At 44.8% G+C, this 25,758-nt stretch carries 23 protein-coding genes and 1 tRNA gene; 18 read left to right on the forward strand and 6 right to left on the reverse strand.

Annotated features, from left to right (window positions below; translation table 11 throughout):
• Nucleotides 1-119: 119 nt before the first annotated feature.
• On the reverse strand, nucleotides 120-1,325 hold the full coding sequence (locus BVG16_RS02150; RefSeq protein WP_078496882.1) for a GGDEF domain-containing protein: 1,206 nt from the start codon (nucleotides 1,323-1,325) through the stop codon (nucleotides 120-122).
• A 73-nt stretch (nucleotides 1,326-1,398) separates the two neighbouring features.
• On the opposite strand from BVG16_RS02150, the gene BVG16_RS02155 reads away from it, so the two are divergent.
• From BVG16_RS02155 to BVG16_RS02165, 3 genes are read left to right on the forward strand one after another with little or no spacing between them, the layout of a single operon-like run.
• Nucleotides 1,399-2,535: a glycosyltransferase family 4 protein gene (locus tag BVG16_RS02155; RefSeq protein WP_078496883.1), complete on the forward strand. Its 1,137-nt coding sequence runs from the start codon at nucleotides 1,399-1,401 to the stop codon at nucleotides 2,533-2,535.
• Between the two features lie 54 nt (nucleotides 2,536-2,589).
• A complete protein-coding gene (locus tag BVG16_RS02160) occupies nucleotides 2,590-3,942 on the forward strand; it encodes a metallophosphoesterase family protein (protein WP_078496884.1) in 1,353 nt (450 codons plus the stop codon).
• Nucleotides 3,939-7,232: an AAA family ATPase gene (locus BVG16_RS02165; RefSeq protein ID WP_078496885.1), complete on the forward strand. Its 3,294-nt coding sequence runs from the start codon at nucleotides 3,939-3,941 to the stop codon at nucleotides 7,230-7,232. The genes BVG16_RS02160 and BVG16_RS02165 overlap by 4 nt, the downstream gene beginning before the upstream one ends.
• Before the next feature lie 28 nt (nucleotides 7,233-7,260).
• Here BVG16_RS02165 and BVG16_RS02170 read toward each other — a convergent pair whose 3' ends face one another.
• Nucleotides 7,261-8,307, reverse strand: coding sequence for a YkvI family membrane protein (locus BVG16_RS02170; protein WP_078496886.1), 1,047 nt, complete (start codon nucleotides 8,305-8,307; stop codon nucleotides 7,261-7,263).
• Nucleotides 8,308-8,444: 137 nt separating this feature from the next.
• On the opposite strand from BVG16_RS02170, the gene BVG16_RS02175 reads away from it, so the two are divergent.
• Nucleotides 8,445-9,044 carry a DedA family protein gene (locus tag BVG16_RS02175; protein WP_078496887.1) on the forward strand — a complete coding sequence of 200 codons (600 nt, stop codon included), beginning with the start codon at nucleotides 8,445-8,447 and terminating at the stop codon, nucleotides 9,042-9,044.
• Nucleotides 9,045-9,053: 9 nt separating this feature from the next.
• On the opposite strand, the gene BVG16_RS02180 is transcribed toward BVG16_RS02175, so the two are convergent.
• On the reverse strand, nucleotides 9,054-9,755 hold the full coding sequence (locus BVG16_RS02180) for a hypothetical protein (RefSeq protein WP_078496888.1): 702 nt from the start codon (nucleotides 9,753-9,755) through the stop codon (nucleotides 9,054-9,056).
• A 154-nt stretch (nucleotides 9,756-9,909) separates the two neighbouring features.
• Here BVG16_RS02180 and BVG16_RS02185 point away from each other — a divergent pair, with 154 nt between their 5' ends.
• The 8 genes from BVG16_RS02185 to BVG16_RS02220 all read left to right on the forward strand — a co-directional run bounded on the left by BVG16_RS02185 (nucleotide 9,910) and on the right by BVG16_RS02220 (nucleotide 14,592).
• The gene (locus BVG16_RS02185; RefSeq protein ID WP_078496889.1) at nucleotides 9,910-10,482 is read left to right on the forward strand and encodes a xanthine phosphoribosyltransferase; all 573 of its coding nucleotides are present in this window, start codon (nucleotides 9,910-9,912) and stop codon (nucleotides 10,480-10,482) included.
• Nucleotides 10,483-10,589: 107 nt separating this feature from the next.
• A complete protein-coding gene (locus tag BVG16_RS02190) occupies nucleotides 10,590-10,919 on the forward strand; it encodes a hypothetical protein (RefSeq protein WP_078496890.1) in 330 nt (109 codons plus the stop codon).
• Between the two features lie 63 nt (nucleotides 10,920-10,982).
• Nucleotides 10,983-11,204 (forward strand): hypothetical protein, encoded by a 222-nt coding sequence (locus tag BVG16_RS02195; protein WP_078496891.1) that lies wholly within the window; start codon nucleotides 10,983-10,985, stop codon nucleotides 11,202-11,204.
• A 98-nt stretch (nucleotides 11,205-11,302) separates the two neighbouring features.
• Nucleotides 11,303-11,608 carry a TFIIB-type zinc ribbon-containing protein gene (locus BVG16_RS02200; RefSeq protein ID WP_078496892.1) on the forward strand — a complete coding sequence of 102 codons (306 nt, stop codon included), beginning with the start codon at nucleotides 11,303-11,305 and terminating at the stop codon, nucleotides 11,606-11,608.
• A 212-nt stretch (nucleotides 11,609-11,820) separates the two neighbouring features.
• Entirely contained in the window at nucleotides 11,821-12,096 is a 276-nt protein-coding gene (locus tag BVG16_RS02205) for an ACT domain-containing protein (RefSeq protein ID WP_233146864.1), read from the forward strand.
• 24 nt (nucleotides 12,097-12,120) lie between these two features.
• Complete coding sequence (locus tag BVG16_RS02210; RefSeq protein WP_233146878.1) at nucleotides 12,121-13,476, forward strand: PFL family protein; 1,356 nt, start codon at nucleotides 12,121-12,123, stop codon at nucleotides 13,474-13,476.
• A 153-nt stretch (nucleotides 13,477-13,629) separates the two neighbouring features.
• Nucleotides 13,630-14,166, forward strand: a complete 537-nt coding sequence (locus tag BVG16_RS02215; protein WP_078496894.1) for a cupin domain-containing protein — start codon at nucleotides 13,630-13,632, stop codon at nucleotides 14,164-14,166.
• 342 nt (nucleotides 14,167-14,508) lie between these two features.
• Nucleotides 14,509-14,592: transfer RNA gene (locus BVG16_RS02220), tRNA-Leu, on the forward strand.
• 57 nt (nucleotides 14,593-14,649) lie between these two features.
• Here the strand turns inward: BVG16_RS02220 and BVG16_RS02225 are convergent.
• Entirely contained in the window at nucleotides 14,650-14,817 is a 168-nt protein-coding gene (locus BVG16_RS02225; RefSeq protein WP_198957403.1) for a hypothetical protein, read from the reverse strand.
• Between the two features lie 105 nt (nucleotides 14,818-14,922).
• On the opposite strand from BVG16_RS02225, the gene BVG16_RS02230 reads away from it, so the two are divergent.
• From BVG16_RS02230 to BVG16_RS02250, 5 genes are all read left to right on the forward strand, one after another.
• Nucleotides 14,923-15,744 (forward strand): AraC family transcriptional regulator, encoded by an 822-nt coding sequence (locus tag BVG16_RS02230; RefSeq protein ID WP_332888761.1) that lies wholly within the window; start codon nucleotides 14,923-14,925, stop codon nucleotides 15,742-15,744.
• A 238-nt stretch (nucleotides 15,745-15,982) separates the two neighbouring features.
• Nucleotides 15,983-17,287: an NtaA/DmoA family FMN-dependent monooxygenase gene (locus BVG16_RS02235; protein WP_144027267.1), complete on the forward strand. Its 1,305-nt coding sequence runs from the start codon at nucleotides 15,983-15,985 to the stop codon at nucleotides 17,285-17,287.
• Between the two features lie 59 nt (nucleotides 17,288-17,346).
• Nucleotides 17,347-18,393, forward strand: a complete 1,047-nt coding sequence (locus BVG16_RS02240; protein ID WP_078496896.1) for an NAD(P)/FAD-dependent oxidoreductase — start codon at nucleotides 17,347-17,349, stop codon at nucleotides 18,391-18,393.
• A gap of 26 nt (nucleotides 18,394-18,419) precedes the next feature.
• On the forward strand, nucleotides 18,420-19,439 hold the full coding sequence (locus tag BVG16_RS02245; RefSeq protein ID WP_078496897.1) for an ABC transporter substrate-binding protein: 1,020 nt from the start codon (nucleotides 18,420-18,422) through the stop codon (nucleotides 19,437-19,439).
• A 421-nt stretch (nucleotides 19,440-19,860) separates the two neighbouring features.
• Nucleotides 19,861-21,291 (forward strand): DHA2 family efflux MFS transporter permease subunit, encoded by a 1,431-nt coding sequence (locus BVG16_RS02250; protein ID WP_078496898.1) that lies wholly within the window; start codon nucleotides 19,861-19,863, stop codon nucleotides 21,289-21,291.
• A 24-nt stretch (nucleotides 21,292-21,315) separates the two neighbouring features.
• Here BVG16_RS02250 and BVG16_RS02255 read toward each other — a convergent pair whose 3' ends face one another.
• Entirely contained in the window at nucleotides 21,316-22,107 is a 792-nt protein-coding gene (locus BVG16_RS02255; protein WP_078496899.1) for a response regulator transcription factor, read from the reverse strand.
• Nucleotides 22,092-23,696, reverse strand: a complete 1,605-nt coding sequence (locus BVG16_RS02260) for a sensor histidine kinase (RefSeq protein ID WP_078496900.1) — start codon at nucleotides 23,694-23,696, stop codon at nucleotides 22,092-22,094. The genes BVG16_RS02255 and BVG16_RS02260 overlap by 16 nt, the downstream gene beginning before the upstream one ends.
• 177 nt (nucleotides 23,697-23,873) lie before the next feature.
• On the opposite strand from BVG16_RS02260, the gene BVG16_RS02265 reads away from it, so the two are divergent.
• Nucleotides 23,874-25,655 carry a flavocytochrome c gene (locus BVG16_RS02265; protein WP_078496901.1) on the forward strand — a complete coding sequence of 594 codons (1,782 nt, stop codon included), beginning with the start codon at nucleotides 23,874-23,876 and terminating at the stop codon, nucleotides 25,653-25,655.
• Nucleotides 25,656-25,758 lie beyond the last annotated feature (103 nt).

The raw sequence follows: 25,758 nt of genomic DNA on the forward strand, positions 1-25,758 counted from the left end.
ATTTTCTGAACTTGAGAATTCGCATCGATCGTTAGGCACTTAATTTTATCATTCATCGATTACTTCGCATAATTTTTAAATATCATCGACCGTTAGGGCTCAATTTCATTCATCATCGATTACTTCGCAACATTCTTTTTTCGACCTACACGGCTTGTGCTGGCTTCAATGATTTGTAATTCGGTGTATCCAGTTACTTTATTTTTACCTGTCGTCTTCGAGTGATACATGGCCTGATCCGCTTGCTTAATTAAGTCTTCTGTTGTAACGCCTTTACGCAAGGTACTGTATCCAACGCTGATCGTTACGATCGATTCAGAAGCAACGCGTTTGCGGATCGTCTCGGCGACCTCTTCGACCTTCGCATTGCGGTCCACCACAAGGGCTACGAGCTCTTCACCACCATAACGACCGGTAATGCCGATGCCCTCCAGCTCTTCTGTCATCAGGTTTGCTACTTGCTTCAGCACGCCGTCTGCACGATGATGGCCTTCGGTGTCATTCAGCTTCTTGAAGTTGTCGATATCGCAAAAAATAACGCTAACCTTGAGACTTTCCTTGATATAATGGGAAGCAACTTTGTAGAAGTAGCGTCGGTTATACAAGCTCGTAAGCCCATCGGTAATCGAGGAGCGATACACGGATTGTAATAATTCAACAATTCGGTCGAACAGGATAAAATAGAGCAGCGTATAATAGAAAACAGGCAGAAGGTTCTCCGCCATAGTTAAGGAGATCGCGGGTTGTTGTACGAATTCAGTACCGAACAGATTGAGCATGACCATCGCACCGTACAACACCAGACTGCTGTAATATTTTAATCGCTGCCGGATTCGACGACCCAAGGTACATGCGAAGAGTACGCATAATGCCAGCGTGTAGGCTTGAAGAGGCCATACGCCGTGGAAAGTCTGTCCGGGCTCACCGCTTAAGAATAACGGATTGCTGAGCAGCTGGATGGAAGGCAAGAGCAGGATGCCCATCAACATGAAGCAAAAATAAATGATCGTGCCGCGAGAGCTTCGATTATACAGCTGGTAGATTGCTAAGTTAAAAATCATAAAGGTTAAGGTTCGAATAAACTCTAGAAAATAGCGGATAACCGGGGCTTTCTCCAGTCCATTTATACTGAAATGGATGTTTAATCCTTGATATGTCATAATGAGAATGAAGCCTAGAATGAGGTATAAGTAGGCTCGTTTACCTTGTTCTCGGTACATCCGAATCGACAGTAGGATCATAATGAACATAATGTATAAGATGCAAGTTGACGAGAAGGCTTGTCCAATCGGCCCCGTGAAAAAATTCGTCAGAAGTGTTGGCATTCGTTAACGCTCCATTGTATGGTTTATTTTCAAAAACTAAGAGTTACTATATCATATTTGGGAGGGCATTGGTATGAAACTGTTACAAGCGTTGTTCTTTCCACCGGAGCAACCTGGTGGCGTATCTTCTATGATTCCTTTTTTTCAGGAACGGTTTCAGAAACCGAATTGGGAGATGGAAATATTCTCGCTCCCCAGACGAATTCGGAACAAAGGCCAAGAACAAATCGAGTTTGCGACGTTCGATTGGCATCTATATGAAGAGAATGCGACGGTTCAAAAATACATTCAGACGATTCGTGACTACCTCTGGTGGTCTAAAATGCGCTTAAATCAAACGTACGATGTGATTCACGCTCATCATCCTATTGCAGGTTGGGTGCTTAAGCAATTGTTCCCGAACACGCCAGTCGTGATGACGATCCACTCGAGTTATGAACGAGAATTGATTCTGAATGGCAAAATCGAAGAAGGCGGCGTAGAACATCGTTTTCTGACTTCGCTTTACCGTGAATTGGAACATCATGTGGATCAGATCCTCACCGTATCGAACTCATTCAAACAATTTTTATCTACATATATGGATCACCCTGAACGTATTATCGTCATTCCGAACGGATATGATGAGCGAAGATTCAAACCGATATCGCATGAAAACGAAGTGCCTCAACTGATCACCGTCTGTCGACTCGTCCCTGCCAAAGGCTTGGATATCCTTCTAAAAGCATGCGCGGAGCTGAAGGCACGTAATTTGACGTATGTGCTCCATATTATCGGTGATGGGCCGATTCGCCCTGAGCTTGAGGAATTGGCAGAGAAGCTGGGCATTTATGATGAGACGATATTCTACGGGTATATGCTGCACCCGGAACAGTTCATGCCGTTCTCCGATATCTTCGTTCTACCGTCCCGCGCGGAAGCGTTCGGTTCGGTATTCGCCGAAGCTGCATTGTGCTGGCTTGCTCTGGTGGGTACGGATGTCGGAGGTATCGCCGAACAAATTGACGACGGTGTGAATGGTCTATTGGTACCGCCGGATGATCCGATGGCCCTTGCTGACGCTTTGGAGAAAGTGATGAGCGATCCAACCTATCGTTATCAATTATCGCGTGCGGGTTGGGAGAAAGCCAAGAAATCATATTCGTTGTCACGTGTTGTAAATCAACTGAAGAAAATATATTTGCAATATAAGCGTAAACCGAGTGTATAGTGGCGGGCTTGGACTAAATTGAAGTAAAGAATAACGGCGTTAGGAGGAAATGGATTGGCAAGCTTTCGGTTTTTACATGCGGCAGATCTCCACTTGGACAGTCCATTTCGAGGAATGGCACAAGTTCCGGAGTCTTATCGCGAACGCTTAAGGGAATCTACTTTTACCGCGTTCTCGAATCTCATCGACTTAGCGATACGAGAACATGTAGATTTTATCGTGCTTAGCGGTGATATTTATGATGCATCGGACCGATCTCTACGTGCGCAGCTTCGTCTTCAACGCGGGCTTTCACGACTTGCTGGACATCACATTCCCGTGTATATCATCCATGGTAATCATGATCCTGAGGATGGCGTTCAAGCCCAATTGGATTGGCCGGCTAACGTGCATTTCTTTGGATCAAAGGAAGTCACGGCGAAGACGGTATTTAGGGGCGGTCGATCTCAAGTGGATACGGATGCAGCAGCAGAAGGAAGTGTTGAACCTTTGGCCGTTGTCTGCGGGATTTCCTATGCCAGCATGGCGCTGAACGATAACGTCGCCAAATCGTATCAAAGATTGCCCCATAGCGAGCTGTACCATATTGGACTTTTGCATGGAAATGTAGACGGCGATCCTAACCATGATAACTATGCACCTTGTGCGAAGCGAGAGTTAATCGAGTCAGGGATTGATTATTGGGCGCTTGGCCATATTCATATGCGCGAAATTTTGCATGAGCAAGAGCCTTGGATTGTATATCCCGGGAATATTCAGGGCCGCAGTGTCAAAGAACATGGCGCAAAGGGATGTTATATCGTAGATGTTGCAGCGGACAAGCAAGCGGAACTTACCTTCTGTCCACTGGATGATGTACGGTGGCATGTAGTGAATCTATCTATTGAAGGTGTGAATACCGAGCAGGAACTCAAGAATCGATTGGATCTTGCGATGGAGCGTTTACGTGAAACCTCAGAAGATCGAATGAAGATTGTACGTTTTATGATGACAGGACGAGGTCCATTGCATCGGAAGCTGGAACAGCCTGGCTTTGTACAGGAACTGCTTCAAGCGTTGCGTGAGGAAGAAGAACATCGGGCAGAGGCATCGGAATCGTATTTAATATGGGTGGAGTCGCTTCAAGTACAGACAGGCCTTGCGTTGGATATGGAAACTTTGAAGGAACAAGATAGTTTTCTGGGGGAATTATTCCGTCTATCCATACAGGCAGAACAAGATGTCGATCTATTTACGGAATTAATGAATGAATCCCTCATTTCAGTGCAAGGAACTGCGAGGCTTCGGCAATTAACCGAAGACATGGTGAATAGCGAAGGACAAACCTGGCTTGAGCGAGCTCGAGAATTGGCTGCCGTACTACTGGAGGATGCCTCAGAGGGCCAAGCAGGGGGCGATGCGTCGTGATTATTCGTGAAATGTATTTGAATGGATTTGGTACGAAGCATCAAGTTCAGCTGAAGATGGAAGCACCGGTCACGGTGATTTACGGCAATAATGAGGCAGGAAAGAGTACGATCCTCGGTTTTATTCGTGCAATGCTTTACGGAATTCCCACAAGAACCTATATGGCGGATCGGTACGAGCCTGTCAATGGCGGTCTTCACGGCGGACAACTCAAGATCATAGACCATCTTGGACAGGAGTGGATGATCGAAAGATATGACCGTTCATCGGTGGGTCCGCAGCAGGGGGATGGGAAACTGCAAAGCCTGTCCATTCGGCAGACGGATGTACAGGGAAATGTACGCTTTTACACGCAAAGCGAATTGGAACGTGAGCTGCTTGGCGGCTTATCTTCGGATTTATTTCGCCGTCTATTCGCCGTGTCTTTATCTGAGCTTCAAGAAATACGCACGTTGCAGTCGGATGAAATCAGCGGGTTTTTATTTCATGCCGGTATGGGCGGCGGTCGCGATATGATTCTAGCGGAGCGTAAGCTTACGCAAGAGATGGATAAATTATTTCGACCCAAAGGCCGAAACCAGCAAATGAATCAAACCGTGCAAGCGATTGACCAATTGGAAAAAGAAATTCGTAAGAGTAAATCGTATTTGCAGGCGTTCAACGATCGTGTCCGTACGTTAGAGGAACTAGAGAATAACCTTCAAGACATGGAGCGGGACCTTCAAGCGATGCGAGAAGAAGAAGCGTTGATGCTCAAAGCACAGGGTATGCGTGAGATATGGGTCCGGTGGCAAATGGCAGAACGAGAATTAGCAGAACTCCCCGAGTTTATGACTTTCGCAGAAGAAGCCGTACAACGTATGTCGGTTATCCAACAGCATCAAGATCAACTCGAAATTCAGCTCCAACAAACGATGCAGACGAAAGATCGTTTGCAGGTTGAGATGACTGGGTTGGAGTACGATGAGGAAGCTTTGATGCAAATCACGACCGTGAATCGGCTCGTTCAGATGGTGGATCAAGTGGAATCCAAACGCTTAGAGCTTCGAGAGGTTCAGACCGAACGCGAGTCTGCTGAACGCGAATTGGTCCGCATCCTTCGTCTGATTGATCCACGATGGACGCCGGAGCAGCTTCACGATTTCTCAGCTTCCATTCTATTTCGTGAACGGGTTCGTCAGGAGAAGGAACGTATTGCTGCCGCGGATCGCCATATTGAAAGCATTCACCTCGAGGAACTGCAGCTTGGCCGACAGCTCGAGGTGGCTGTTGCGGATATCTACGCATGGGAACAGAAATGCACCCAGCTTCGTGAAGCGGGAGCGAAGAAATTTGCGATAATGCGTCCGACGTCCAAGGAAGAGGGACAAAGGCTGTGGATGCAATTGCAGCAAGAGGTAGAGAAGTGGCGACGAATGCAAATGGCTTCTGTTGGTGAGGGGGATCACCAAGCCGTAGAACAAATCGGCAGAGAACAGGCGCAAGCACAGATGCGGGCCCTTCGCACGAAGCTCTTGATGATTACAGGAAGTCTTACCCTGCTGGCTCCCGCCATTCTGCTGGCATTTCGGAAATTCGAAGGGGGAATCGGTGTATTCGTCGTCTTACTCTTTGTGGACTTGATGATATTCATGGGGTTAGGTTCAAATGTGATGACGAAAAGCGTACAAGCATCGCCCACACGCGAACGAAGCAAGCGCAGAGCTTACCGCTCTTTCGCAGATCAACCGAAGGCCGAATCGGAAGAGTCAGACACGATCGTGAACATATCCCGGCTTATTCGTGAACTTGTAGTTCATCCCCAGACCTCTGCGGGTGTTGCAGTGGAGGATTCAAGCTGGAATGATGAAGCTATCCCTTCTCGTCGAAACAGGCTCAAATCGGAATTTAAGGAACTAGAATTTGACCTGGACGAGCAGATGACATATTTGCGTGGAATCGTAGATGCTTGGCTTGAGTGGCTGCGTGATCAAGAGCATCAGCAGGAAAGGCTGCAAGAATATCGCGAGATGGAGCAAAAGCTAAGAAAGCAGCTGATCGATGCGGAACAAGAAATGGATCAGCTTTCGATGGAAGCAACGAACCAAATGCGGGAATGGGAAGGATGGCTCCGAAGTATATCGCTGCCAGAGTCATTGTCCCCTGACGCGGTACTAGACGTGTTCCAAAGGACAGAACAAGGAATATTGCTGCTCCAACAGATCGATAAATTCCGTATGAAGGAAAAAGGACTGTCAGAACAAATCGAGGAATTCCATCTTGCATGTGCTTCCTTGCTTTTATCCAAATATGATCGGCATGATGACCTTGTGTATGCGCTTCGGGCTTATCAAGAGAAGCTCAACCGCTACAAGGAAAATCAATGGGTACATCACCAAAAGCTGGAGCAATGGAAACAGCTTGAGCAGGAAGAAGAAGAGTTGACCGTCCGCAGGGAACAGGTTCAACGAAAGTGGTCGCAACTCCTGATTGAAACGCATGCCAAAGATGAGGAAGAACTTCGACGGAATGCACGTATCATGGAACGACGTGGTCAGCTGGAAGAGATTCTCCGGGAATATCAGCTTCAGCCGACAGAATATCGCCTAACTTCGATGCAAGATATGGTGCATCTCTTAGAAGCTTACGATCGCGAAGCGTTAGATGGCAAGCTGCAACACATGAGAGAAGAGGCCCAAGCTTATGAAGAGAGATATCGGGAGAAGCAGGAGTTCAGGGGGCGCTTGTTGAATGAAGTGGATTCCATCCGACAACAAAGCGAACATACAGATGCGCTCCAGCGCTTAGAAGAACAAAAGGCAGAGCTTCGTTCGTTAACCGATCGATATGCAGTTTATGCCATATGCTCCTCCTTGCTCAAACGTACGCGTCGCATCTACGAAGAAGAGAAACAACCGCAGGTGTTGAAACTAGCAACACAATATTTTACGAGTATGACCGAAGGTCGATATCGGAAAATCATCGCACCGTTAGGCGAACGAAAAATGTTAGTCGAGACGAAGGAAGGCCGCTTACTAGACAGCGCCCTGCTCAGCCGCGGTACGGCTGAACAGCTCTATTTGGCGATGCGATTCGCCCTTGCGGATACATTTGCAAGCCATTCAAATATGCCTTTATTGCTGGATGATCTGTTCGTTAACTTCGATGCCGAACGATTGCGTCAATCGCTTCGCGTACTTCAGCCGCTAACGAAGCAGCACCAGGTGATTATGATGACGTGCCATGCGCATGTTGTTGAGGCCGTGAAGCAGCAGTTCCCTGAAGCTGACGTGATCCGTTTAGCGGATTAGAACGCATTTGTTTTAACGTATTCAAGGATCAAAGGCTTACTTTGCTTTTGTGTTTTTTCATGGCAATCATGACAAGCCAGACAAGACTGAACAGACCGAACAACGGATATAATACCGACAATAGTGAGCTGAATCCAAATTGGCTGATCGTATAGGAGATAATCATAAGGATGAGGGTAATCCCGGTGATGGAGAGCGGGATTCGCTGCTTCAACTGCAATGTCACACCGTACACATCAGCCACAAACGTCGTGAAGATTTCTGAGAAGATCAAGATCAAATATACCATTTGGGCGAAGAGTCCGAGCTGGTACGCGATATTACCCATGGGAATTTCGAATTGTGTAATGCCGGGCATATACGCAGATAAGGCAAAATGTCCCGATAACAGCATAAATCCGATGCCGATCCCGCCAATCCACCCGCCTATGCGAATCACGGATTTGGATGGCATGTGTGCACCCAAAGGGACAAGGACAGCTTGGGCCATAGCCAGGTTAAAAGCGGTATATAGAAATGGCGCGGCCCATGTTGCTGTCCAGCTCTTATCGACGACCAAGGTAATCCAACGGCTTGCTGTTGGGGACTCTATCGTGTTAAGCACAATGAGTGTTGTAAAAAGCAGCATAAATGGAACGACAATCGAATTCAACGTAAGAATAGCGCTCATCCCTTTGCGGAGCAATAGGAAGGAAAAGAATAAGGTTACAAGCAAGCCTGTCTGATAGTGGATATTGAAATGCTCGACGAACAAAGAACCGGCACCTGCCAACATAATACTATTCACACAAATCAGAACGATCATCGAGAAGAAGCTAATGATCTTCCCTGCTTGCGCACCGAATAATTCTTTATTCAGATCCTCATAGGATGTAGCTTTAATTTCGTGGGCAAGTAGCATAATTTTTGTGCCAAGCCATACAAATAGCACTGTCGCAATAAGTATCGTCAGAGGTGCAAACCTACCATACTGTGTGAAAAATTGCAGAATTTCTTGACCCGTTGCAAACCCAGCACCAACGATCGTTCCAATATAAGTAAAAGCGATTTGCATAACTTTAATCATGTTTCTCAATGGCTTCCGCCCCCAATGATGCAGTTTGTCCTTCTTTATAGCGTATGTTGGACTTTTGTTGGACATGACTCTTATTGGTATGGAACTATGATGTGAGCTTCTATGGCGAGGGAAACGGAAAACAAAGGGGGGGTACCATGCACGAAGCTTTAAACTTTATCAGCAACTACGGATATTTGGCATTATTTTTATTGCTAGCATGCGGTATCGTTGGGATTCCTGTTCCTGATGAGACATTGATGTTAACGGTTGGCGGGTTGTCGGCTCACGGTCATCATTTTACGTACATGAATGTCTTAATCGTTAGTTTTTTGGGGAGTATGACAGGCATGATGATCAGCTATCTGGTAGGTCGTCATGTGGGAAGCGGATTACTGCAGCGGTATGGGAAGTGGATTCATTTGACACCGGATCGCTTAGCGAAGACCGAATTATGGTTCCATAAATACGGAGGTTTAAGTATTATTTTCGGCTACTTCATTCCAGGCATTCGCCATGTGACCTGTTATTTAGCAGGGGTGACGCGTGTTAGGTTCGTGAAATATTTGGGGTTTGCTAGTATCGGGGCTTTAGTCTGGTGTTTTGTATTTGTTACCATTGGGCGTTTTGTCGGTTCGAATTGGACGGTTATTCATGGATTTGTCAAACGGAATATTGCGCACAGCATCACGATTGTCGCATTAATTGTGGTTATCATTGTGATTATACTTATGAGTAGACGCAAAAAAGCCGTATAGATCTTGGATCTACACAGCCTTTGTACTAAATAATTTGATGGATTGAACGAGGCGGGTCATCGGATCGATATCGATCTTGAGTAATCCGTCCTTCGCTTCATAGCTAATTACATATTCCGTTTCGCTGTTCGGCTTCCCTAAGGCTTTGATAATGTGATCGGCGTGATTATTAACGCGTATACCTCGTAGACCAGTAGCTATACCTTTATCGGATACTTCGATAAATTCAACACCGTGGGACGGATGAAACCCAACCGTAAAGCCTTGGTATTCATAGACTTGAAGTGGTGAGTCCTCGTTGTCCATCGTGTATTGGTCAGTTGGTTTGCCGAGCTTCTTAACGACGGAATCTTTAGTATCAAAGAGTGCGATATTACACAGTTTTGGGTGTTCCGGGTCAAAAGCAGGCTCATCCACTTTTTTACCTTGCGATTTCGGGGTATTGCTCTTATCCTTTGATGGTGCATTGCCAGCCTCTTTAGAGGAGGATATTTCTAACTTATTTTTGCCTGATTGCGGGAGGACATCCTTCGTATCCGTGGATTTTGTAGGTAAATCCGTACTTCCTTGTTGGGAGTTAGCATCCGAGCCGGCATTCGCCGCTGCCACTTGGGTGGGTGCTGAAGCTTCATTGGATTTGCTGCCGCAACCGGACAAAACAACGGTGAATAGAACGAGAGCGATACAGGCCTTGCGATATGTAAAATTCATTTGGATCAAGCTCCTCAATGAAAATGTAATTGCGCTTACTATAATTAGACGAGAATAGAACCGAAAAGTTCCACTTTTTCAATTTTTTTTGCTTGAATCATGTTCATTCATATGTTAACTTTACTACCATAAGTCACATTCGGAGGTGTAGCGTATGGAATCGTTGAAACAACGTATTTTAGAAGAAGGCGTCGTCATATCGGATCAAGTGTTGAAGCTCGATGCTTTGTTAAATCATCAAGTAGATCCGAAGCTTACGCTGGAGATGGGTAAGGAATTAGCTGCACGTTTTCGGGAAAGCGGTGTGACAAGAGTCATCACGGTTGAATCTTCAGGCATTCCAGTTGCTTTTGCTGTCGCAGCGGAATTAGGTGTGCCGCTGGTTTTTGCACGCCGGAAGAAGACACTCGTTGGTGATACGGAGACTTTCAGTGAACGTGTTCCATCTTTTACGAAGGGGATCGTGACGGACATCATGGTATCTCGCCAATTTTTGAAGTCTGATGATCATATTCTGTTCATTGATGATATTATTGCGAACGGGGATGCAGCACGAGGTCTCATTAAAATTATTGAACGTTCCGGTGCGACGCTGGCAGGTATGGGAGTTGTGGTCGAGAAATGCTTTCAACAAGGCGCAGCAACGATACGAGAACAAGGCGTACGCCTAGAAGCATTAGTGAAAATTAAGTCACTTGAGAATCAACAGATTCAATTTGAAGTTTAGTTTCGATACGCCAAAACTTTTACAAATTCTATTGTGGTCAAAAGAGTCCCTTTCATCCACACTGATTTTGACTTATAATAAGGGATAAGCGAAGGGAGGAGCCAACTATGGGGAACGAACATGTTTCTGAGCAATTCTTTTTGGATAAGCTAAATGATGCGAAGGTTCATTTTGAGCGTGCCTTAGATTGTAAGCATACCGACTTTGACGATCTTTATCCCTATATGATTGAACACCCTCAATTTTTCTGGTACAAACGTTATGTTGCATGGTCTGAGTTGTTAACGATCGTAAAGTTGTGCGATGAGCTTGGATATGCGTGGGCAGGACAATTTACGATGCATCAAGTGAATTATGTGCGTAATCGGGTAATGTCGTCGAAGGTATTAGATTACTGGTATGAGACTAATGATTCGAAGAAACACGTTGAACAATAAACATGGCCGAGGGACTGAACAACAATTGTTCGGTCTCTTTTTTGAAGAAGGAGATGCCTTAGCATGGAAGTCCTGACAGAAGAGCAGTTGAATCAATATCGTATAGACGGTACAAAGGTGCGTGTCGTACGTGATGCCTTGGAAATAAACGATGTCATCGGAATTGTCGTGGCATGGGATGTGTCGCATGTCATGATCCGGCGCCCGAATAAGCGAATCGTGAAGTTAAGTCGCGAATACTCGATTCGTCCATTTACCGTCGAACGTGAAAATCCATTCGAATAATGTGAATTTGGACGCCTTCATTGAAACCTCTTGTCCTGCAGGACGTATTGTTAGATGAACCTGGTCTGAAGACCTGTGACGTACAAGGGAGGATTTGAATGAATTGTCCAGTATGTAATGACATGCGTATGCGTGAGATTCAAAAAGACGGAATTTTGATTGATGTATGTCCTCAGTGCAAGGGTGTGTGGCTCGATCGTGGCGAATTAGAGAAGCTTATGAGTGGTGTGCGTGAAATCCGCCAGGATTTTAATCAATGGAACGATCAGCGTGAGACGAAGTCACGAGACGATTATTACCCACAGCAATCACAGGATTCGTCGCATCACCACAACACACCTCATTACAACAAACACAAGAAGAAAAAATCGGTGTTGGATGTATTCGGAGATTTATTCGACTAACCGAAAATAGAACATATACGATAGATTGATGAATAGAACACCTCGGATCCTGTAGTTCTCGAAATTTTTCGATGAATGAAAGGGTCTGGGGTGTTTTTGTTTATACTAACAGGTGTTGGAGTGTGATAATTGATATCGCATTTAATTTGGTTATGCCCAATTATTATAAAAAAAACAACCGATAGGAACGAAGTCAAAGGATGGAAGGAAATATGAAGATGAGAGCAGTGATTACCGTAACGGGGAAAGACACGGTCGGCATTCTTGCACGTGTGAGTACCCTCTGTGCCAATTACCAAGCCAATGTTATTGAAGTCAGTCAAACCGTCTTACAGGATATGTTCGCGATGATTATGATGGTGGACATCAATCGAATTACTTGCAATTTTTCAGAGCTTGCCGACGTGATGAGACAGGAAGGTCAGAAGCATGGACTTGTCATTCATGTCATGCATGAGGATTTGTTCAATTCGATGCATCGTATCTAATAGCAAAGGAATGTAACTCCGATGATAAACAATCAAGAAATACTGGAAACCATACAAATGATTCAAGATCAGCATTTGGATATTCGTACGATCACGATGGGGATTTCCTTATTGGATTGTACAGATAGCGATATCGGGAAGAGCTGCGAGAAAGTCTATGCCAAGATATGCCGACTTGCACGTGATCTAGTGAAGACCGGTGAGGATATCGAAAAAGAATATGGGATTCCCATTATCAATAAACGAATTTCGGTAACACCTATCTCGATTCTGGTTGCTGCAAGCGGGGGCGATCCTGTCTTATATGCAAAAACATTGGACAAGGCAGCGAAGACCGTAGGCGTCAACTTCATTGGCGGATACTCCGCACTTGTGCAAAAGGGTTTTGCGGCAGGGGACCGTGAACTTATCGATTCGATTCCACGAGCGCTGCAAGTGACCGAGCATGTATGCTCCTCTGTAAACATTGGTTCTACCAAAGCAGGAATTAACATGGATGCGGTAGCACTTATGGGAGATATTGTGCGTGAAGCAGCGGAATTAACCGTCGATCAACATTGCTTCGGACCTGCTAAATTAGTAGTCTTCTGCAATGCAGTCGACGACAATCCATTTATGGCAGGGGCGTTTCACGGTGTAGGAGAAGGGGATTGCGTCCTTCATGTCGGCGTGTCTGGCCCGGGGGTTGTACGGGCTGCCGTTGCGAACGCGCCGGATGATATGGATCTGACGCAAGTGGCAGATATCATTAAGAAGACCGCATTCAAGATTACGCGAATGGGGCAGCTCGTAGGAACGGAAGCGAGTGCACGTTTGGGCGTTCCGTTCGGAATCGTGGATTTATCGCTTGCACCTACGCCTGCCATCGGAGATTCGGTGGCACATATCCTAGAAGAAATTGGGTTGGAAGCTTGTGGTGGCTATGGAACGACAGCCGCGCTTGCGATGCTCAATGACGCCGTCAAAAAAGGGGGCGTCATGGCTTCTTCGCGTGTAGGAGGACTATCTGGAGCGTTCATTCCCGTATCGGAAGATGCAGGGATGATTGCCGCTGTTCGTTCTGGTGCACTTGGCTTAGAGAAACTCGAGGCGATGACGGCGGTTTGTTCCGTAGGTCTCGATATGATCGTTATTCCAGGGGATACACCAAGTGAGGTGATTGCGGCAATCATTGCGGATGAAGCCGCGATTGGCATGGTGAATTCCAAGACGACAGCCGTACGCGTCATTCCTGCGATCGGGATGAAAGAGGGCGATGAACTAGAGTTCGGCGGCTTATTCGGAACCGGACCCGTGATGCGAGTGAATACCCATTCACCGATGAAATTTATCAAACGTGGCGGGCAGATCCCTGCACCGATCCAAAGCTTGAAAAACTAAGAATTGTTGACGAATATATTCGTATGTATAAACACCTCGCTGTTGCGTTAAAAACGTAAACGGAGGTGTTTTTGTTATGAAGACGGCAAACCTTTAGATAGGCAAGTGCATAGAATGAAAATAAACAATGCAATCCTGAGAGGAGAATGAATATTGTACCGTAATTCATGTTGTTATCCATATCAATGGCATCATCCTATGCGTGACTATTGGAATAACATCAATTGGAGTCATAATTGGAATTGTCACTATTACAATGGGAACAACACCAACGGGTATCCTTATAGATTAACAGATTATGGACAAAGACCATTTGTAGTGAATATTGACCAAGCTACGAAGCAAAATAATACTTACCGCACCGCTATATGGACAGGGAAACACCTTCAAGTGACCCTAATGAGTATTAACGTTGGAGATGACATTGGTTTAGAAGTTCATCCCACAACGGATCAATTCATACGTATTGAAGAAGGTCAGGGACTTGTTCAGATGGGTGAAAGGAAAGATAATTTGAATTTTCATGAAATGGCCTATGATGGCTATGCAATTATGGTACCTGCTGGGACATGGCACAATGTTACCAATACGGGGAATACCCCTCTTAAAGTATACGCTATCTATGCGCCGCCTGAGCATCCATACGGTACGGTTCATGTAACAAAAGCTGATGCCATGACCGCTGAATAAGGCCACCATTATGAATGGATCGAGTAAAAGAGGGATGAAATTGATTACTTACGGGAATTCTCCGTTATAGCCGCGGCATGTTTGCATTAACGTATAGTTTCAGTGTTTTGAAGATCAAATTGCTGGATATGGCTTTTAGCGTTTTCGTATGTAAACGAATTGACGAGGTAATCCAATCGTGATAATATTATTCTTACGTAACGCGAGGTACGCACGGATTTATTTAGCAGCTATACGTTTAGCGAACCGTATAGCCATACGGGGACTTACGCATGCTCAAAGAAAAGTCTTGCGAACACTTACGATTATTGCGCAGAGGAAGATGGCACAAACCCTTGATACGCGGTCATGGCGGAATTGGCAGACGCGCACGGTTCAGGTCCGTGTGGGCTTACCCCCGTGGAGGTTCGAGTCCTCTTGACCGCATTACCTCGTCAAAAACAGGCTTCTGATTTGCCCATTCAGGCGGATTGGAAGCCTTTTTTATATGTTCAACAATTTTAGGCTGCTTACGCCATTGGCCAGCAGCAGGCTTGCGCAGCTATGCCGGAGTTCGTGAAATCGAATCCGCCGCATTTCGTGCTTCTCTAGCACAATCGGAAAGTGAAGCGTAATATATACCTGCTTGATCCGTTGGCCCAGCTTGTCCAAGTAGATGTAATCCTTGTAGTCGGAGTCAAAATAAAGTTAGGTGAGATTAATAGATTCAGCCAAACGGATAATACCTAATGGGAAGTAGGTGCAAATTTGATAGATGTGGAGAGATTAGCAGAAATATTCGCTAATGATTCCTATGGTATAGACAGTGTTTACCGTTTAGTCATTCAGCCAAAAAGTATACTTCGTGAATTCAGAACCGCCAAACATGGCTTTCTATTTATCATCCGAGGAGCCGTCAGGATAAGCGTGAATGGCACGATCTACGAGTTGCAGCCAGGATCAGTATTTCATGCAGCTCCAGACATGCAAATGGAAGCGAGGGTTACAAGTGAATCAGAGTTGGAGTATTACTCCGTTTTCTATAGATTGGACAAGAGCTGTGCAGAAAACAGCGATCATGAATGCAATGCTCATTTCAGGCTTGAACCTGAAGCCATTCCAAGAATCATAGAACTGCTGACTACGCTTCATCTGAATGCACATACACCTGGAGGGATGGGAAAGCTTCGTGTGAAGGAATTATTTTTGAGTATCATGTATCAAGTGCTGGTTGGTCACAAGAACCGAGAGCGCAGATCCTCACCGAATATAGACGTGATCGAGGAAGCTATTGCATATATTAAAGGAAATTACATGAACTTGTTAACACTTGAAGAGTTGGCAGGATTACATGCCATGACTTCCAAAAGCTTCTCATACTTTTTTTATAAATATACAGGCTCTCGTCCAATCGACTTTGTTATCCAACATCGGATGGAAAGAGCATGTGAACTGCTTAAAACAGGAAATTTTCCTATCAGCGATATTGCTGTTAGTGTCGGATACGGTAATCCACTATATTTCAGCAGAGCATTTAAAAAGAGATTCGGTGTGTCTCCCTCAGCATACGCCAATCAACTAAATAATCATAACAATTGAGAGCAGATTCGTGCATTACATTGAAGAACAAAACGCGGATAGATTTGATAATAGTGTATGTTGAATTTGTTAATTGTGTATTTGCATTTAGAGGAGTCCTTGCTACACTACTGAATGAGAATGATTATCGTTATTATTAGGTTTGATAATGAACAATATTCGTTCTCATAAATGTGCATCTGATTCGTGATTTCTGAGCGGATGACCATTTTACATACGGAAAGGGTGGTAGCTGCAAGTGAATGCAAATAGGCAATTATGCATCGGATTTTCTTTATCGGCAACCTGGATGAAAGGACACAGCTGGAGGCATCCGGATAGCGGCGTGGAGAAGATGGAGTCGATTGATTATTATATTGAATTGGCCAAACTGGCGGAGAAGGCAAAGCTCGATTTTCTGTTCAGGGCAGATTATCTTTATATTAGTCCGCAAATGCTAGGTGATTCTGCTAATTTTGGCAGTCCTGACCCTACGGTCATGTTTGCGGCGATTGCTCGTGAGACGGATCGGATCGGACTGGTAACGACGGTCTCCACGACCTTCAATCCTCCATATGTTGTAGCTAGGCAGCTTCAGTCTTTGCACTGGCTTAGCCGTGGGCGTGCCGGTTGGAACATTGTAACTTCAATTGAAGGAGCGGGAAATTTCGGTGATTCGCCTATGCCTTCTCCGCAAGTGAGGTATGAGAAAGCAAGGGAATTTACGGATGTAGTGCGCGAGCTTTGGGCAAGTTTCCCGCGTGAAGCGATCCTAATTGATCGTGAGTCAGGTCAATTTTCTGATCCGGATCAAGTTTCCTCCATCAATCATTCAGGTGAGTTCTTTAGTGTCAAGGGACCGCTCACGCTACCCGCCCATAAATCGGGAACCATTCCTTTATTTCAAGCAGGCGCATCGGATATTGGACGAGATTTCGCTTCTTCAGTAGCGGATGCCATTTTTGCGGCGATGCCTGATCTTGAGACGGGGGTGGAGTTACGGAGCGACCTGAGGAGAAGAGCGGAGGAACATGGACGTCATCCGAACTCGATCAAGGTTTTGCCGGGACTCTATTTTTTCTTGGCGGATACCCGTGATGAAGCACAGGCATTATTCGAGGCTGCGAACGCGCACTTCAGTACCGATCGTAGACATGCAGCGCTTAAATCTGTGTTGGGCCTTGATTTAAGCAATTTTGAATTGAATGATCGCGTGACTGGAGATTTGCTTCCCGACCCGAATCAACCCGTCCGCAGCCGAACGCATGCCGAACTGCTTCGGAGATATATTGTAAACTATCAGCCTACAGTAAGAGAGGTTTTGGCAAGACCGGAGGTCTTAGGTTCTGCGCACTGGGTTTCGGTTGGAACAGTTGAGGACGTGCTAAACGATATTATGGAACGGTTCGAAGCAGGCGCGATCGACGGTTTTATCGCTCTTCCGGGCGGGTCAGAACAATCGATGGAATTATTTTTTGAAAAGCTGATGCCGCAGCTGGTAGAACAGGGCTTGTTCAGAGGCGAATATACAGGCTCGACCTTGAAGGAGCATTTAGGCATTTAACATCTGGCATGTAGAAAATCTAATCAGCTATATCCTATATAAAGTGAGGAGATTGTACGATGCATGATAAGGAATTGTTTGATGTCACGATTGTAGGCGGCGGACCAGCAGGGTTGTTCGCCGCATTCTATAGCGGTTTACGTGAAATGAAAACGAAAATCATAGAATTTCAGCCTTTTCTGGGCGGTAAAGTGCATGTCTATCCGGAGAAAATGATCTGGGATGTGGGAGGATTAACACCTGTTCCCGGCTCGCAATTGATCGAACAAATGGTTACTCAAGGATTGACGTTCCAGCCAGAAGTTGTACATGGGGAAAAGGTTGTATCCATATCCAAAGCTGAAGAAGACTGTTTCGTTTTGCATACCGCCTCCGGCCAGACACATCGCTCAAAGACGGTGATCTTGGCTATTGGCGGAGGAATTCTAAAACCGATTAAACTGGATATCGAAGGCGCAGAGCGATTCGAAGTTACTAATTTGCATTACACCGTAAAATCGCTTTCACGTTTTAAAGAGAAAACGGTTTTGATCTCGGGTGGCGGAAATTCAGCCGTTGACTGGGCCAATGAATTGGAGCCGATAGCCGAGCGCGTGTATTTAACATATCGGAAAGATACATTAAAGGGCCATGAGGCTGAAATATCGCGTCTTGGAAACAGTTCTGTTGCGTGTATGCTAAACACATCGATTGAAAAGCTGATCGCATCGACGGATCATAAAACAATTGAAACCGTTGCGCTGAAAAGAAACGAGGATGGGACGACATTTGAGCTGGCGGTAGATGAGGTGATTATTAATCACGGTTATGAACGCGACAAAGATTTGCTGACTAACAGCGAGGTTAAAATCGAGCTGAAGGATTATTGGATTGCAGGCTCATCCATGAGCGAGACATCAGTGCCGGGCATTTATGCAGCGGGGGATGTTCTACACCATGAAGGAAAGCTGCATCTGATTGCGGGAGCATTCCAGGATGCAGCGAATGCTGTGAATAAAGCCAAGCAATATATTTCTCCTGATGCCAATGCGTACGGGATGGTGTCCTCGCACAATGACTTGTTCGTGCAAAGAAATCGTGAGCTGTTGAAGCATTTGTATACCTAAAATGAGACTGTGTTGGAGGAAGTGACATGAATAGAAGAATTTGGCTGGTTGTCCCGCTTGTAATACTGATCGGAGCGCTGGTCGGATGTTCCGGTGCGCCTGCGGGGAACAAGCCTTCGACAAACGCTGCCAATGTGCATGAAAATGGGCAGCCAAGCGGGGCAAGTGCGCTTGAAGCGGGCATGCCCGAGAAGGGCGCATGGCCAAGAACGATAACGGACGCTGCTGGCAACAAAGTAGTGCTTAAAGAGCGGGCGGAGCGTATAGCAGTTCTCCATCCCTTGTATTTGGATTATTTTTTCGCGTTGGACACGCCTCCGATCGCCTCTGGTAACGCAGTGAATGCGATGAAGGAATTCGCTACTTTGCAGCCTTATGCTGGAACGGCCGAGATAGTAGATTTGGGCAGCGGAAGGGACTTGACTATGGAAGCGATTATTGCTGCAAATCCTGATGTGATCGTAACCTTCAAAGGCCATATTGATGCGAATTATGATGCGTTAAGCAAGATTGCTCCTGTTATCCAAATCGACTACAGTGATACTTGGGAAAATGCAACGATGATTTGCGCCCAGATTATCGGCAAAGAGGAATTGGCGGAGCAGCTTATCAAGGATACCAAAGAAGTGATTGAGAAAACAAAAGAGCAGTTGGGTGATCTGAAAAATAATAGCCTCGCCTTACTGAGGGTTGACGGCAAAGCCAATTTTACGGCTCAAGGGACTAAAAACACGATATACTATAATGAAGCAATGGGATTTGGTTTGAAAGAGCCGGATGGATATCCTGAAGACACGGCAATGCTTTCTCTGGAAGCTTTGTCGGAGATGAATCCGGATTACATTATTATTCAGCATGATCTTAAGGTTGCAAAGGCAGCAGTCAAAGAAAAAGAAGCTTTAGCTGTGTGGAACTCATTGAAGGCCGTGAAAAACAATCATGTTCTATTTTTCGATAATTCCCTCAATACAGGAAGCGTCATGGCTATCCGCCTGGCTGCAGATAATTTTATGGAATTGGAGAGAAAAGTTATAGATAATAAATAAAAAACGGAGCAATGAAAGCCTCCAAGTAGAGACTGCTGCAAAAGTGGTCATTTCCAAAAAAGCAAAGCTTTTAGGGGTACAAATATGTCTCTCTAAACGCGAAACGAGCCCTAGAAGCGATTCTAGAGGCTCGTTTTTATTTGACTGTCATGTTGATCTGAAAAAATTGAACTTTTGCAGCAGTCTCCAAGTAGACACTCAAAATTCTGCCTGGATTAGATAATTATGCATATAGCATTCGTGATTGGTGTATTTGCATTTGTTTCAGTCCTTGTTACACTTTATATTGATAATGAGAATCATTATTAACGACCAGTATGGCGATAACGATTGGCGGACAGTTACTAGAAATGTTTACTTCGGTAACGGGCGAGTCGTAAAGACAAGCTTATGAAAAAATAAAATTTGAGGTGTATTATTTATGTCATCAACAGCAGAAACACAGCAAACAAAAGTGCTTAAAACGACTCCAATATTAATTTCTTTCTTAATTGCTGGTTTCATTGGATTGTTCAGTGAAACGGCTTTAAACATGGCTCTCGGGGATTTAATACAAGTATTTTCTATTAGTTCTTCCACGGTTCAATGGCTGACAACAGGTTATTTATTAACCTTGGGGATATTAGTTCCTGTCTCGGGTCTCTTACTTCAATGGTTTAGTACACGTCAAATATTTATTGTGTCATTGATTTTTTCAATTATTGGGACACTAGTCGCAGCTCTTGCACCAAGCTTCGAAGTATTAATGTTTTCTCGAGTGATTCAGGCTATAGGTACGGGATTATTGCTGCCCCTGATGTTTAATTCGATCTTATTGATTTTTCCCATCAATAAGAGAGGTGCAACAATGGGACTAATAGGGTTAGTCATTATGTTTGCACCCGCAGTTGGACCCTCAATCTCAGGATTAATTCTTGAAAAACTGACTTGGCATTGGATTTTCTGGGTTTGTATACCGTTTCTTATTCTTGCGTTGGTATCGGGTATATTGTATATGCAGAATGTTTCGACCATAACTAAGCCCAAAATTGATATATTATCGATAATCCTATCTTCGATTGGTTTTGGCGGAATCGTCTATGGCTTTAGCAGCGCAGGTGAGAATGGCTGGGGAAGCACGATTGTGATTACGATGATCATTATAGGCCTTGCTGCACTTACCTTGTTTTCTTTGCGACAATTAAAAATGGATGAACCGATGCTTGATTTACGTGTATTAAAATATCCAATGTTTACTCTAGGTTTATTGGCCGTATTTATTTGCTTCACGGTAATCATGTCCACGATGATTTTGTTGCCATTATATTTGCAAACAGGGCTAGCATTAACTGCATTTTCCGCGGGGATTGTTTTGTTGCCAGGTGGTGTGTTGAATGGATTAATGTCCCCGATCACAGGTCGTATCTTTGACAAATTCGGTCCAAGAGGACTTGTTATACCTGGATTTGCGATCATGCTTATCATGTTATGGATCATGTCAAATGTCACCATAGAAACGCCGGTTAGTATGGTGATTGTGATGCACTCCATTCTATTTATAGGTGTATCGATGGTTTTGATGCCTGCTCAGACAAATGGACTAAATCAATTACCAAAAAATCTTTACCCAGATGGTACTGCCTTAATGAATACATTACAGCAAATGTCGGGAGCAATTGGCACTGCAGTTGCGATTACGATTATGTCCGCTTCTCAGAAAAGATATATGAGCAATATAACGGATCAATCTGACCCTTCTTCAATTGGAGCTTCATTAACAGCGGGAGTACAGGACTCCTTTATATTCACTCTAATTATAGCTATGGTTGGTTTAATGATTTCCTTCTTCATCAAATCTTCTCGCGTTAAATAGGGCTTCACTTGACTGTTGGTATCTCTACTGCCCATGCATATTCGTTCTGATGCTATTTTTATAATCTACCGGACACACGCCTACCCGGTTTTTAAACAGGCGGCTGAAATAATATTGATTCGTATAGCCTACTTTGATCGCCAAATCGCCAATTTTGATATTTTGCATGGAGTCGTCCAATATTTCCTTCGCTTTCGAGATGCGAAGCTCTGTCAAATACTCCAGAAAAGATACCCCAACCTCTTTTTTCATGCGTTTGCTCAAATAATTCGAATTAATATGAAATAACTCCGCTACATGAGGTACGGCCAGTTCCGGATCATTGTAATGATAGTGGATATATTCTGTTATTTTCATCATAATTGGCGAGAGATCACAGGAATTCGGAAGCGATTCCTGTGTCATCTCTTTCTTGAGCTTCGTATCTTCGTCCGGATGAAGACTGCACAAGTGATCGTGTAACTTAACAAGCATTCGATTTAGATCACTCTTGGGTACCGGCTTCAGTAAGTAATCAAAAGCATGCAATTGCAGGGCTCTTTGCGCATATTTAAAATCATCGTACCCACTAATGATCACCACGACCATTTCAGGATAACGACTCGTTACAAGTTGGATCAGATCGAGACCATTCAAACCTGGCATGTTAATATCCGCCAGAATGACGTCTGGTGTTGATTGCTCAATAAGAGTTAGCGCTTCAGCAGCGTTCCTTGCTTCTCCGGATGGCTCAAAAGGCAGCCGACTCTCTTGGATATATTTCAGCAACCCATTACGGATGATTTTCTCATCATCCATGATTAGGACCTGCCACATGACTTGTCACCTCCAAGTGGTATATTTATCGTCATACAGGTTAACCCTTGTCCACTACTGATCTGCAAACCGTAAAGTTCACCATAAGCAAGTTTGATACGATGGCTGACACTATATAGACCGAAACCGATCTCTTCGTTTCTGTCTTTTTTTCCGTTCCGCAATGCCTCCTGAAGTGATGTCAGCCTGGATTCAGGAATGTCTACTCCGTTATTCTGGACGGTAACAATCAGCTGATCCCCTCGTTCATAGGCACGAATGGATATTTTGCTTTTCTGGTTTGTCAGTGGCTTGATTCCGTGATAGATCGCATTTTCAACGAGTGGTTGAAGAATGAAACGAATGATTTGCTGTTGTTCCAAATGCTCATCATAGCTTAGTTCGTATTCCAGAATATCATCATATCGAACACATTGGATATTTAAGTAGCTTTCGACATGTTGAAATTCTTGGTCCAGTGTTACAAATTGACTGCCGCTGCCGAGCCCAAGCCGGAAATACGTACTTAAGGATTCTACAATGTCCACCACATTATTTGCGTCATGACTTGCAGCCATCCATTGAATCGTATCCAGTGTATTGTACAGAAAATGGGGCTTAATCTGTTCGTGAATCATCTGCAGCTCTATTTCCTTCTTCTCTTGCTGCGATTGATACAGCTTAATGAGCATTTGATTGAAACTGCGCCCTAACTCTCCAATCTCATCGCGTCGCTTGTCGTTGGAACGCACGCTCCAGTCACCGTCTTCCACTTGTCTCATCAATTGACGCAGCGTCTGAATCGGTTTTGCTATGGAGGAACCCAGTAATAGGACGAGAATCAAAAAGAAGATACCTACTACACTCCCCATGATAAGGGCCGACCACTGGGTTTTCGTCATACCTTGGGTAAGCTGGGATTTCGGCACTTGAAAGATGAGTTTCCAGCCCGGAACACCGGCGATCGAAGCCGTAAAGGTGGACATGGTAGCTCTGGATTCTTCTGGTTCTAGGGATCCCGAATTGACGATAAGCCACCCTCTGCCATCATAAACCGTAATGTCTTGAGCGATTTCCTTCATTTTACCGATGGGAACGGCGGCTGCGATGTAAGCTGCATCTTCATTCACTAGTGGTTCAATACGATATAGAATGACGACAATCTCCGCTTTGTTGGCTCTGGAAACAATAACGTTACTTACAACGCAGGGAGCATTTGACGAAATCAGTTCTTTATAATAGTCTCGCGTTAAAATAGAGAAGGCTTTGCTATCGGACGTCCATGAGTTTCCTTTAAGATCGACGATCCGAATGGACTCGTAGTCAAGCGCGCGTCGTTGCTCTAGTTTGCGACTTTCGATTAACAGTTCATCTCGCGTCCAGTGGTGATCTGCCGCAAGTGTGGCAAGCATTTCGACTTCTCCAATCCGCTGCTGAAACCAATAGGATATTTGTTCACTGCGGGCATTGACGATTTGCTGTGTCAGTGATTCGTTGAGTGGGACGATCGTTCGTTCCATCTCTGAGGATATGGCGCCTAACAACGCAAGGAATAGTAAGAGAAAGCATCCCCCGGCATATAATGTGATTTTTCGTTGTATTGAGTTCATGTCTTTATTACATCATGTTGTATTCCATCTTTAAATGAGAAGTATCACTTGTCCAAAATGTATAAATAAAATCCGAAATGTGCAAATACTTTTGGAGATGCATAGCCTATAATACACATTGTACATTTTTTCACAATGTCAATAATACGAGTACAAACCGTATTCAGGGGAGGAATTATGAGAAGACACACAGGAAGAATATTGTCCATTTTTATGGTGCTGGCGCTTGTATTCACGATGACCGCTTGCGGCTCGAAAGAAAACGCAAAGGAAGCATCGAATGGTACGACGACGGCCATTGGGGTAGGTAGTGGTAAGCATGGTGACATTAAAGTTGAGGTAACCTTTACGGATGCGAAAATTATGGATGTGAAGGTTCTGGAGCAAAAGGAAAATGAAGTTCTATCGGAGCCTGTATATACCCACTTGAAGGAAAATGTCATCCAGGCAAATAGTGCAGATGTAGATGTTATTAGCGGATCTAGTGTGACGAGTAAAGGGTATTTAGATGCCATTCAAGATGCGATTGCTAAATCGGGAATTGCGTTGATGGCAGGCAGTGCAGCAGCAGATGTAAAACAGACCGAAGATTCGGAGCAAACAAACGACGTTGTCGTGATCGGCGGAGGCGGTGCCGGATTTAGTGCAGCGCTTGAAGCAGCAGAGGCTGGAAAAAGCGTAGTTATTTTGGAAAAAATGCCGACCGTTGGCGGTAACACATTGATCTCTGGTGGGGAGATGAATGCTCCTAACAACTGGGTTCAGCAAGCACTTGGCATTACCGATGATAGCGCAGAATTATATTATCAGGATACGATGAAGGGCGGCGACAATCTAGGCCAACCGGAAATCGTGAAGATTCTATCCGAGAATGCCCTTGCTTCAGCCGAATGGTTGCGTGACGAGGTAAAAGTGGAGTTCTTATCCGATCACCTCTTCCAGTTCGGGGGACATTCCCGTAAGCGTGCTTTGATTCCTGTCGGCCATACAGGAGCGGAATTGATTAAGAAGCTTAAGACCAAGGCCGAAGTACTTGGAGTTACGATCAAGACGAACATGAAAGCTGAGAAACTACTAACGGATGATAGCGGTAAAGTAGTTGGCGTTGAAGCGAGTACAAATGGTCAAAAGGTGACCTTCCATGCGAATAAAGGCGTTATCATAGCGACTGGTGGATTTGGCTCTAATATTGAGATGCGTAAGAAATATAATCCTGCGTTGGATGAGAGCTATATGTCTACGGACACGCCAGGGACGACGGGTGACGGAATTATTATGGCTCAAGCCATTAACGCAGACATTACGAATATGGAGAATATTCAAACCTATCCGATCTGTGACCCTGTTACAGGTGTGATCTCACTTGTGGCCGATTCGCGGTTTGATGGTGCGATCCTGATTAACCAAGGGGGAACACGTTTTGTAGAGGAATTGGAACGCCGCGATGTCATATCTAAGGCTATTCTCGCCCAAGAAGGCCGTTACGCTTACCAATTCTGGAATCAGGAAATCGCCGATATCGGCAAGACGATCGAAGTGCACCAAGATGAGTATGATCAATTAGTTAAAGAGGGAATGCTCTATAAAGCTGATACGATTGAAGATGCGGCTAATTTCTTCAAGGTAGATGTTAAGACATTGAAAGAGACTATAAGCAAAGTCAATGCGTATGCGAAAACTGGCAAGGATCTTGATTACAACCATCGTGGCGGTTTGGTATCGCTGGAAAAAGGTCCGTATTATATTCAAAAAGCGGTTCCGTCGGTCCATCATACCATGGGTGGATTGGTCATTGATACGAAAGCACATGTTCTATCGACAGAAGGCAAAGTTATTCCAGGACTGTACGCCGCTGGAGAAGTAACAGGCGTTGTTCATGGTACGAACCGTCTAGGCGGAAATGCCATTTCGGATATTATTACCTTCGGCCGGATTGCTGGTCAAGAGGTCGCAAAGTAAACGACGAGGAACATACGCTAACAGCCAAGTGTTGGAGAATCCCCTTTTGTTGCATACTTTACACCGATCCATCAAAAAATGAGGGTAAGACCAAACTTGATGG

This window comes from Paenibacillus selenitireducens (genome assembly GCF_002021565.1).
GTDB lineage: Bacteria > Bacillota > Bacilli > Paenibacillales > Paenibacillaceae > Paenibacillus_K > Paenibacillus_K selenitireducens.